Annotated in this window: 10 protein-coding genes; 9 read left to right on the top strand and 1 reads right to left on the bottom strand. The window is 61.9% G+C overall.

Annotated features, from left to right (window positions below):
• The first annotated feature begins 409 nt into the window (after positions 1-409).
• The 5 genes from AC0L3O_RS20155 (at position 410) to AC0L3O_RS20135 (ending at position 5117) form a co-directional block, all read left to right on the top strand.
• Complete coding sequence (locus AC0L3O_RS20155) at positions 410-1168, top strand: BA14K family protein (RefSeq protein WP_473616420.1); 759 nt, start codon at positions 410-412, stop codon at positions 1166-1168.
• 125 nt (positions 1169-1293) lie between these two features.
• Complete coding sequence (locus AC0L3O_RS20150) at positions 1294-1623, top strand: DUF2934 domain-containing protein (RefSeq protein WP_473616418.1); 330 nt, start codon at positions 1294-1296, stop codon at positions 1621-1623.
• Positions 1624-1626: 3 nt separating this feature from the next.
• Positions 1627-1776, top strand: a complete 150-nt coding sequence (locus AC0L3O_RS20145) for a hypothetical protein (protein WP_287346162.1) — start codon at positions 1627-1629, stop codon at positions 1774-1776.
• Between the two features lie 166 nt (positions 1777-1942).
• A complete protein-coding gene (locus AC0L3O_RS20140; protein ID WP_473616417.1) occupies positions 1943-3715 on the top strand; it encodes an adenylate/guanylate cyclase domain-containing protein in 1773 nt (590 codons plus the stop codon).
• Positions 3716-4178: 463 nt separating this feature from the next.
• Positions 4179-5117, top strand: a complete 939-nt coding sequence (locus AC0L3O_RS20135; protein WP_198032584.1) for a TRAP transporter substrate-binding protein — start codon at positions 4179-4181, stop codon at positions 5115-5117.
• 6 nt (positions 5118-5123) lie between these two features.
• Here the strand turns inward: AC0L3O_RS20135 and AC0L3O_RS20130 are convergent, their stop codons facing one another.
• Positions 5124-6263, bottom strand: a complete 1140-nt coding sequence (locus AC0L3O_RS20130) for a winged helix-turn-helix domain-containing protein (RefSeq protein ID WP_473616415.1) — start codon at positions 6261-6263, stop codon at positions 5124-5126.
• Positions 6264-6473: 210 nt separating this feature from the next.
• Here AC0L3O_RS20130 and AC0L3O_RS20125 point away from each other — a divergent pair, with 210 nt between their 5' ends.
• From AC0L3O_RS20125 to AC0L3O_RS20110, 4 genes are all read left to right on the top strand, one after another.
• Positions 6474-6968, top strand: a complete 495-nt coding sequence (locus tag AC0L3O_RS20125; RefSeq protein WP_245477812.1) for a DUF6647 family protein — start codon at positions 6474-6476, stop codon at positions 6966-6968.
• 176 nt (positions 6969-7144) lie between these two features.
• A complete protein-coding gene (locus AC0L3O_RS20120) occupies positions 7145-7357 on the top strand; it encodes a DUF6074 family protein (protein WP_473616414.1) in 213 nt (70 codons plus the stop codon).
• Between the two features lie 890 nt (positions 7358-8247).
• Positions 8248-9984, top strand: a complete 1737-nt coding sequence (locus tag AC0L3O_RS20115; protein ID WP_473616413.1) for an adenylate/guanylate cyclase domain-containing protein — start codon at positions 8248-8250, stop codon at positions 9982-9984.
• Positions 9985-10180: 196 nt separating this feature from the next.
• Complete coding sequence (locus AC0L3O_RS20110) at positions 10181-10651, top strand: GNAT family N-acetyltransferase (RefSeq protein ID WP_287346153.1); 471 nt, start codon at positions 10181-10183, stop codon at positions 10649-10651.
• The last annotated feature ends 30 nt before the right edge of the window (positions 10652-10681 follow it).

Here is a 10681-nt window from a genome sequence, read left to right as displayed (position 1 = left end):
CTTTTCAACAATTCGTGTTGTGGCCTCCCCCTTTTAACCTTTGCCCCCCCCCCCGCCCTGTGGGGTGTTGTGGGGGCGGCTGGCGGCCCGGAGAGGGGGCCTTTCGAAACACGGAAACCTCTCCCTGGATGAAGACCTTATGGCGCAAGCCTGCGCAAATTCCCCCTCTCCGTCTCGGCTTCGCCGAGCCACCTCTCCCCCACGTTCGTGGGGGCGAGGAACCCAGGTTCTGCGAGAGGAGCCAGCCTCGGCGACATCCGCAACATTCACCACAAAACCGTGTCCGCCCCGGGTCGACTGCGCCCCCGCACACGAGCCGCGCCTGTCCGAGTTGCCTGGCACGCCGCGCTAGTTGGAACCGGATCCAGTGCCTCGCATTTTAACAGATGACGGGGCAAAGGAGCGCAAGGTGAGAGCTTTATCGGCGGTACTTGGCGGCTTCGTGCTGACGCTGGCGGTTTTCGCCAGTGGATTGGCTTTCGCCCTGTGGATTCTCTCCGCCGAACCGGTGCGGCCGGTCGCTCCGACTTCCAGTGTTGCCGAACTGTGGCCGAGGGAGCCGCGGAAGGTCAACCCCGCTTCGCAGCATCTTGAGCGCCTTCCCGCCCGTGCGGTCCCAGAGGTCCCGGAGGTCGCAGAGGTCCTAGAGGTCCCAGAGGTCCCAGAGGTCCCAGAGGTAGCAGAGGTCCCGTCTGATCAGGCCCCATTTGATCAGGCCCCAGTTGATCGCGCCGCGAAACCTGCCGATGCCGCAGCTTCGTCGCCCGACACCACCGCTACCGCCTCCGTCAAGCCGGCAATGCCGGCAAGGGACGAGCAGCAGGCGATGCCCGCCGCCCATGTGGAATGGTGCGCGAGCCGCTACCGCTCCTACAGGCCAAGCGACGACCACTACATCTCCTACAGCGGGGAGCAGCGTCCCTGCGTCTCGCCCTATCTCGATGCCGGTGCGGCCGACCGCGCCGCACAGCCTGCCGACGATGGCGCCAGCTATGTCGAGGCGACCGACACGTGGTCGATGGATGGCGATGTTCCGGCGGATGAAACCGGCGGCGCCTGGCTTCCGCCCGACCACGTGCAATATTGCTTCAGCCGCTACCGCTCCTATCGGCCGGAAGACAACACCTACCAGCCCTATTCCGGCGGCCCGCGCCGGCAGTGCGAGTAGGTGGGTGCTGAGCGGCGAACTGGCGGCCGCAGTGCATGGCGCCTGTGCGACCGCCGATCACGCAGATTTCTTGGATCGTTCGTGTTGGCGCGGCGTTCATCCGAATACCCACAGGAGGAATCAGCATGAGCGACGACCGGGAAGACAAGATCCGTGAGCGCGCATACCAGATCTGGGAACGCGAAGGCGGGATCCACGGCGATCCCGAGCGGCACTGGAACCGGGCCGAGGCCGAGATCGACAGGGAGGCAGCCCTGCCGCTGACGGCAGGCGATGCCCTGCCGGAAACCCGCGAGGTCGCGAGCTCCGACGTCTTGACGGTGGAGGCCCTGGCGGTGCGCACCGGCATATCGGGCGAACAGGCGCAGGAACTGATCGACAGGCTGGGCAACGACCGGGCGGCGATCGAACAAGCCGCGCGCAATCTCAAGGGGAAGCAGTGGCTCCGGGAGTGACAGATGATCAGAAAACTCAAAGACGGGAAATGCCGCCTCTATTCGCGCAAGAAGGACGAAAAAACCGGCAAGCGCCGCAATCTCGGAACGTTTGACAGCCGCGAGGCTGCGCAGAAGCACGAACGCGAGGTGCAGTATTTCAAGAAGCATTGAGGGGGGCATTGATGGCCGTCGCTTGCCAGGCAGCTGCGCCGGATGACCCCCCTTACTTCGGCGTAGGGTGTAGAATTCTAGCGAGTGCAGGATACCGCCCTGGGGACAGCGAACTTTCATGTTTCCCTGCCTCTTCGTGTTATTGTGGATACGAGGAGATTGGCCCGTGAGCGAGAGCCGCAAGCTAGCCGCGATCCTTGCCGCTGATGTGGTCGGGTACAGCCGGCTGGCGAGCACGGATGAAGATCGTACGTTGGCCCGGTTGCGGGCACTTCGAAGCGACCTGATCGACCCGACCATCGCCGTCTACAACGGTCGTATGGTCAAGCGCACAGGCGATGGTGCGTTGATTGAATTCCGCAGTGTGGTAGACGCCGTGCGCTGCGCCATAGAAGTGCAGAATGGCATGGTCGAGCGCAACGCCGGCGTGCCCGAGGACCGCCGCATCGAATTTCGGATTGGGATACATTTGGGCGACGTGGTCGAAGAAAGCGACGGCGACCTGATGGGCGACGGCGTCAACATCGCCTCGCGTCTGGAGGGTGTCGCGGCCCCGGGCACCATCTGCCTGTCCGAAGACGCCTATCGGCAAGTCAAGACGAGACTAGACGTTTCGGTCAGTGATCTCGGCGACACCCAGCTCAAGAATATTGCCGAACCGATCCGGGTTTATTCACTCCGAGTCGGCACCGCGGCTCACGCAAAGGCGCCTGTGACCCACGAACTTTCGGAAGCTCTGCTTTCCACAGCGGCACCGCCTCAGTTATCGATCGCCGTGCTGCCCTTCGCCAACATGAGCGGTGATGCCGAGCAGGAATATTTCGCCGACGGAATCTCCGAAGACATCATCACAGCTCTCTCAAAGCTGTCGCAGCTGTTTGTGATCGCTCGCAATTCGTCCTTCACTTTCAAGGGCAGGAACGTGAACGTTCAGGAGGTGGGCCGGAACCTCGGCGTGCATTACGTGCTGGAGGGCAGCGTCCGCAAATCCGGCAACAGGGTACGTATCACCGCGCAGCTTATTGACGCGACCACTGGCGGACATCTGTGGGCGGAGCGCTTCGATCGCAACCTGACCGATATCTTTGCCGTTCAGGATGACGTTACGCAGCAAATTGTCGACGCGCTGGCGCTCAACCTGACAAAGGGCGACCAGCAGCGGCTCGCGACCGAGCAAACCGGCAACCTGGACGCGTATGACTGCTTTCTTCATGGCCGAGAGCAGCTATGGCGGTTCACGAAAGCGGAAAACATCAAGGGCCGGGAGCTGTTGCAGCGCGCCGTCGAATTCGACCCGAAATTCGCTCCCGCCTACGCGTTCCTCGCGTTCGCAAACATACTGGACTATGCAAACCAGTGGAGCTCGTCGTGGTCGAACGCAATGGCACAAGCGGAAATGTTCGCGGCACGGGCAGTGGCGCTCGACGATCGATATCCTTACGCACATTGGGCGCTGGGCATCGTCGAATTGTATTCGCGACGGCATGAGGCGGCCATCTGCTCGGCTAAACGCTTGATCGCTCTTGCGCCAAATCTTGCCGAGGGGCACGAAAATCTCGGTTACGCACTGCATTATTCCGGCAAGCCTGAGGACGCACTCCGGTGTTTCGACAGGGCAATGGCCTTGAACCCGTATTATCCGGACGTGTACCTTCACTTCCAGGCGCAAGCGATGTTCCAGTTGCGCAGGTACGAAGAGGCAATTGGGATCCTGAGGCGGCGACTTGTTCGTAACCCTTCCACCGACGTCTCACGCGTGCTCCTGGCGGCGAGCTACGGCCATCTGGGTCGGTTCGAAGAAGCCCGTCGCGAGTGGCAGGAAGTGTTTCGCGTCAACTCCCAATACTCACTGGAACATCGCCGCAAAGTGTTGCCCTACAAGGATCCCAACGATTTCGAGCTGATCGTGGATGGCCTTCGTAAAGCCGGCCTCGTATGAGCACCTGACCGGGCGAGGTCCGGTATTGAACCTCCTGCAGCCACTGCTTCGAAGGAACAGCACGACCGCTGTGCGGCGCGTTGATGACTGGAGCGGGCCGAGAGCAGACCGGCGGCTTCGGGGTAATGGATCTTTAAGAGCGGACATTCAGTCGTTGACATTACCGCGACCTAGCCCCTGGCAGACCTTCGCCTCAGCCGGGCCCTGCCGCTTGCCGTGGGATGGGGGTTCTTGCACGCATCTTCCGTCCGAGATGTCCCGGGACTCCTGTTACGGCTTAGACTACTCGGTCTGAAACGTGGTAAGTTCGAGGGCCAACGGCGAGGGATTTCAACCGCCGCGGCGTGAGAGTGGAGCCATGCCGAGTCCTTTCCAAGTTCTTCGTCCTCTTGGCAGGCTGACGCTCGCCCTCTGGCTTGCTACGGGCCCTGCCGCTAGCCAGGAAGGGGTCGTGCACTGGCGCATGAACAGTCTGCTCCATCCCAAGCTCTTCGGCGAAGCTGGTGAGCGCTTCGCTGAAACGGTGCGGCGGCTGTCGGACGGCGGCTTTATCATCGAGGTCCATGACCGGCTGGTGCTCGACCAGGACACCTTCGGCGCCCTGAACTCAGGGCTGGTCGACGCGGTGTGGGGCTCGGCAGGCCATCACCACCGCGAGGATCCTGCGCTGACAATCTTTACCGGCTTTCCCTTTGGTCCTGACCCGGCCGGCTTTACCGCCTGGATGAAAGGGGGCGGTGGTGCCGAGGCACTGGAGGCGATCTACGCGCGCCACGAAATGAAGAGCCTCTATTGCGGTATTCTTCCCGCAGAAGGCGGAGGCTGGTTCCTTGCGCCAGTCGAGAGTTCCGCCGATCTGGAGGGGCTGGCTATGCGCAGCTTCGGTTACGGCGCTCGGGTTCTGCAGAAGCTTGGGGTTGTCCCCTACGAACTTCCAGCCGAGGAGATCCGGCCGGCGCTGGAAGCTGGGCTGATCGATGCGGCCGAATTTTCGCTGCCGTCCATCGATGCCGAACTCGGCATCGCGGAGGTCGCCAAGTACCTCTACTTCCCGGGCTGGCAGCAGCCGGTAACCTCACTTGAAATTCTGATGCCGCAGAAGACCTGGGCCGCGCTATCAAATCACCAAAAGGCCGTGCTGGAGACTGCGTGCGGCGACACCCTGTCCTGGACCGCGGCCGAGGCAGCGGTTGAACAGGTCGAGGCTATCGCGGCTTTTCGCGCTATGGGCGTCGAGCTGCATGCCTGGCCTGACGAAGTGCTTCTCGATCTGAGGGAGGCGTGGAACGAGGTCATCGCGGAGGAGACCGCCCGAGACCCGCTGCTCGCCGATGCCTGGAAGAGCTATCTGCAATTTCGCGATCGGTACGGCGATTGGCAGGCGCGCGCCTACGCCAAGTAGCCGGGATCAGCCCGGCATGCCAGCCAACCTGAGCCCCTCCAGCACAATGGCGAGGCCGCTTTCGTCGGCTAGGCCATCGAACGATTGCGCCACGCCCGTAACGGTCTGCTCGGGCCGGTGCCCAAGCGCGGCCGTGACGACCCTGGCCGCTTCTTCCAGCCGGCCGGCATGAGCAAGGCTCGCGGCGAAGAGCCATCCTGGCCACCACCGCGCGTTTGCGAAAGTCCCGGCGCCATAGAGCGGGCCAAGTTCCTCTGCAGCTCGCGCCGGTTCTCCCGCGAGCAGGTAGCTCAGGCCAGCGACCTGGTGGTGCCAGTCCTGCGGCGTCGGATCGAGGCGCAGAGCCTGCTGGATTGTCAGGACCGCCTCGTCCGATCGGCCTGTCAGGGCCAGCGCTTGGGCAAGCACCGCCAGGTTGTCGGGATCCTCAGGATCGATCGTCACCGCCGCTCGGGCATTTGCCAGTGCGTCGACGGGAGAACGCATTTCCGGGAAGGGGGAGAGTAGCCGCATCTCTGCGAGCAGCCGGTGCGATCGCGCACCGCCCCCAAGCGCCACTGCGCGCTCCACCATCTCGAGCGCCCGCGCCATCTCACGACGACCGCCTCCCCACGCAAGGTGCTGAACTTCCAACCAGTAGGTCAATCCGAGGCTTGCCCAAGCCCCTGCATGTCCGGGATTGTCGGCCACCACGGCCTCGAGAAGGCCCCGTGCCTCTTCGTTGTCCCCACGCCGCCGCCAGTCTCGTGCCGTAATGAGCTCGTTTGCCTGCACAACCGCTCCATCTGCCGCGCTGAGTTCCACCACGGAATCCCGCGGTTGCGCGAGCCAGAGAGTGGCCATCGCCACTATGAGCGCTGCAGTCAGCCCGCTCGTCCACGCCATCCAGCGCTTCCAGCCAGGCTCGACCGGCTCCTCCGCCTCTGAGCCCGGGCCTACGAGCATATATCCTCGCCTTGGCACCGTTCGCAGCAGGCCCATCCCCTCCGGGCCAAGCGCTCTGCGGATATCGCTTACGCATTGAGCAAGGGAGTCATCGGAGACGAACACATCCGGCCAAGTCGCCTGAACGAGATCGTCTTTGCTGACCAGCTGTCCGCGTCGCTCGGCGAGCACTTCAAGCACCCGGTATGACTTCGGCCGCAAGAATCGCTCCGTGCCGGAACTATCCTGAAGGCAACCGCGCGTACGGTTCAGGACGAAATCGCCGAAGCGAATGCTGCGTGGGTAATCCATACCGGAGCCCGAGGGTGCGACGGCCAGATTATAGCAGGATTTCGTGACTCTTTCAGAGAGCTTTCATGACCTTCTGCGCCGGCGGGCCCAGCCTCGGCTTGATTACCCGAGGAGGCGCTCATGCGCAGATCAGTTTTAGGGCTCGCCGTCGTGTGTCTCGCCGCGGCCAATCCGGCCGCCGCAGCCGAGCCGGTAGAAACGCCGCCTGTGCTCGAGACCATCGGACTATGGCTCGCAGCGAACTACGACCTGCCGTTGGCGCAGCCTCCCGCCCTTGTCACCGCGCCCGCGATCGAACTTGTCACGATGCGCTACGGCGCCGGGTCTACCGTCTCGTCGCCGGAGGTCGTTGCCGTCTATGATGAAGGCGTCAATACCATCTTTCTTACCGCAGGCTGGACGGGCCGCACCCCGGCCGAACTGTCGGTGCTGGTGCACGAGATGGTTCACCACCTCCAGGCCGCCGCCGAGATGCGCTTCGCCTGTCCAGGGGAGCGCGAGGCGCTCGCCTATCGTGCCCAGGACGCTTGGCTTCGGCTGTTCGGCACTGACCTGAAGAGCACCTTTAGCATCGACCCTGCGACACTGCTTGTCGCCACAGTGTGCACTCATTAGGTCGAAGAAAACGAAGAGCGAAAGCTCCTTCCTTGGAGCAAGTGGCCAGTCCGTCTGCGGCAAAAAGAGGAAGCGGATGTTAGGCTGCATGGCCCGACGTGGTGGCCTGAACTAATTCACATGCCTTGCTCTGAAACCTGCAGTTAACTAAACGGCCCTACCTTCCACCCAACTCGGTGCGTGGGGATTCAGTGCAGTCAAACGTTTGTGCATTTCCGCTGTATCGGCAGCGAAGAATCGTCAGCGTCGTAGCGGAAGCACTCTCATCCAAGGACGGAGAGCACGCCAATCGCTTCTGGCGCCAGATCGCGAGAAACCTTCTCCGACAGCTCGTCGCATCGGGTGTGGCTGTTGAGACAGCCGAGGAAGAAATCCGGATGCTGCTCTGAGTTGTCCTGGGTGAGATGCAGCGGAACAGCGTCGGCGGGCGAAAGTAGTCAATCAGAGCGGACGAAACGGACCTTATCCTCTCGCTTAAGCAGGAAAACTTTTTAGCCGGCGTCCGCCCAAGCATGCTGCGCAGCGTCTCGATGCTTGGTATCATCCTCCCACCATTGTGGATGAGCGGCGCTGTTGTGGAGCATGCGCTTCGTGATAGCTTCAATCTCTTCGAAACTTAGGATTGCCTCCGGCAGCCTTTGTCTTTTGAGGTGTTCACGAAGTGATCGTAAACGCCCATTCTGTCCTCCCTCAGAAACAGCACTCGATCCAGATGCGGCGTTCGTCTGTGTACGCCACTCGCTGGAAGCGCCAGAATGTCCACCTTCTTGAAATCAGTCAAAGTGCTCATCTGGCCAATCGGCCTATAGAATGGTCACTCTTGCGCTGGTGGAGGCAAAGTTTGCCTCCACGCCCGACTTGAGGCGCATGCCGGTCCGGCAGTTTGGGGGCCGAGAGCAGACCGGCAGCTTCGGGCCGCGAATATTCAAGAGCGGACAGTCAGGTTGCTGTGGGCATCGTCGTGACTTTGCCGTCCTTCATCAGCCCATTTCGCTGCCCGATAGCCGACGTTAACCGGAACCAACGTTCCTGACCCAAACGCGACCTTGCGGAGCCGAGTTCTCGTCTTGAAAGCCGACATTGGCCGCGACCAGCACTCGTGACCCTTCTGCGACGTTCTCATTGGGGCCGACGAACGACCGGATCAAGCGGGAAATCGGCCATTGGCTCACCCGACTTGGATGCTTGGCAAGCCCGTTTTCTAAGTCCAGCCTGATAGACTTTTGAAATGGGCGTCAATACAATCCGTTGCCCTGCTTTCTGTGAAAGCAAATGCGAAATGTCCGAAGTACGCGCCCAACGCCGTCTTGCAGCCATCATGGCTGCCGACGTGGTGGGCTACAGTCGACTTCTGGACATGGACGAGCAAGGAACGTTGTCCGCGTTAAGGGGGCGGCGGAAGGAGATCCTCGAACCACTGGTCCGCGACCGCCAAGGCCGTGTCGTAAAAGTGATGGGTGATGGCGTTCTTGTCGAGTTCGCAAGCGCGGTGAACGCCGTGTCATGCGCCGTCGAGCTCCAGAAGCGGATGGCGGCCGCGAACCAAGGTTTGGCTGTCGGCCGGCAAATCAACCTGCATATCGGCATCAATCTGGGCGATGTCGTTGTCGAGGACGGCGATCTGTTCGGCGACGGCGTCGTTGTCGCCGTGCGACTTCAGGCAATGGCCGGGGCAGGAGATATCTGTGTCTCCGGCAGCGTTTATGACCAAGTCAAGCGGAAGCTTGATTGCGACTTCGACGAACTCGGTCCGCAAGCGATAAAGAACGTCGCCGAACCGGTGCCCGTCTACCGGATTCGGTTGTCGGCCGCGTCGGAAGATGGCGGGCCGGCGGAGAAAGCGCCGCTCCCGCTTCCCGCTAAGCCCTCCATCGCCGTCCTTCCCTTTACGAACATGAGCAACGATCCGGAGCAGGAGGCTTTTGTCGACGGCCTCACCGAAGATCTGATCACGGACCTTTCGAGGACGAGCGAGCTGTTCGTCATCGCCAGCAACTCGGCATTTGCATACAAGGGAAGGCACGTGGATGTGCGTCGCATCGCGCGCGAACTGGGAGTGCGCCATCTCCTTGAAGGTAGTGCACGGCGGGCCGCCGGGCGGGTGCGTATCAACGCTCAACTGATCGACGCGATCTCGGGCGACCACCTTTGGGCCGAAAGATTCGACCGGAGCCTTGAAGACATATTCGCCGTCCAGGACGAGGTGACCGGCAAGATTGTCGAGGCCCTGGTGGGCCGCCTGATCGCCGCGCCAGTGCGCAACAGACCGAGCAATCTGGAGGCCTATGATCTCTGTGTGCGTGCGCGTGCCCTGGGCCTGCAAACGGCGCTCACCGCAAAAGAAGCCATTTTCCTGCTGAATCGGGCAATCGCGCTCGATCCGGAATATGCGGAGGCGCACCGGTGGCTGGCACTCAATCTCTGGCTGGGCTGGGAGTTCTGGGACGAACCGATGGATCCCAACCGGGCGAGGGCGCTTGCCGAAGCACAGCAGGCGGTCGAACTCGACCCGAACGACGCCGGAAACCGATGGGTATTGGGCGTCATATTGGGCCATGAGGGTCGCTGGGCGGAATCGGATGCCGAATTCGACGCTGCCCACAAGCTGGATCCCAATCACGCCGACGCCTGGGCGATGCAGGCTGAACTGACGACAGAAAGGGGCCGGCCTGCCGAGGCCATAGAGCAGGTGCGCAGGGCGCTCCGACTCAACCCTCACCCGCCCGGTTGGTATTACTGGATGCTGGGCCAGGCCCAATATGCCATCGGCGACTACGAATCCGCGGTTCAAACGCTGCGCAGGCCTGAAACTTATCGCGCGACTTCGCGACGCCTGCTTGCGGCAAGTCTTGCGCAACTTGGCCGATTGGAGGAAGCGCGCTGGGAAGCAAAAATGTTCTTGATAAGCAATCCGCACTTCACAATCCGGCATTGGTCGGCTTCGCAGCCTTTCCCGGCCGACGATGTGCGGCGGCATATCGTGGAGGGCTATCGCCTGGCGGGGCTTCCGGAATGACTCGCGTTGGATATACTCCCGGCCTGCTGTCGACCGGCGCCCCAAGGCTGCCGCAGCGGCAAACATTGGTCTTCTGCCGGAACGAAATTCGCCATATCGTGCGTTTGTTCCCATCACTATGTGCTTGAACATGGCCAGTGGAGGCTTTCGGCACCGAATAGCACGACGCGAGGACCTCGCCACCATGACTGCACTCATGGATGCGGCGATCGCCGAACTCCAGAAACCGTTTCTCGACGATGACCAGATCCGATCCAGCCGCGCAATCATGGGGCTGGACACGCAGCTTGTCGATGATGGCACCTATTTCGTCGTGGAGCACGATGGCGTCTTGGCAGGGTGTGGAGGCTGGAGTCGGCGCGCGACCATGTATGGTGGTGATCAGTCGCCTGGGCGTAACGCGGCACTGCTTGACCCCACCAAGGACGCGGCGCGTATCAGAGCCATGTATACGCATCCGGACTTTGTCCGATGCGGTGTCGGTCGGCTGATCCTTTCCCTTTGTGAAAACGCAGCCAAGGCCGAGGGCTTTGCTCGTGTCGAGTTGGCAGCCACCATGGCAGGTGAGCCACTGTATCGAGCCTGCGGCTATCATCCTGCCGAGAAATTCTTCGACGACCGTGGCGGCGCTCCGGTGCCGATCCTGATGATGAGCAAGACGCTCTGAGCTAGAGCTCAAAAAGGGGTCGCCCGCTGC

The organism is Mesorhizobium sp. WSM4810, from assembly GCF_055811235.1.
The sequence above is the reverse complement of the archived record's forward strand: the minus strand, read 5'-3'. Positions and strand labels throughout refer to the sequence as shown.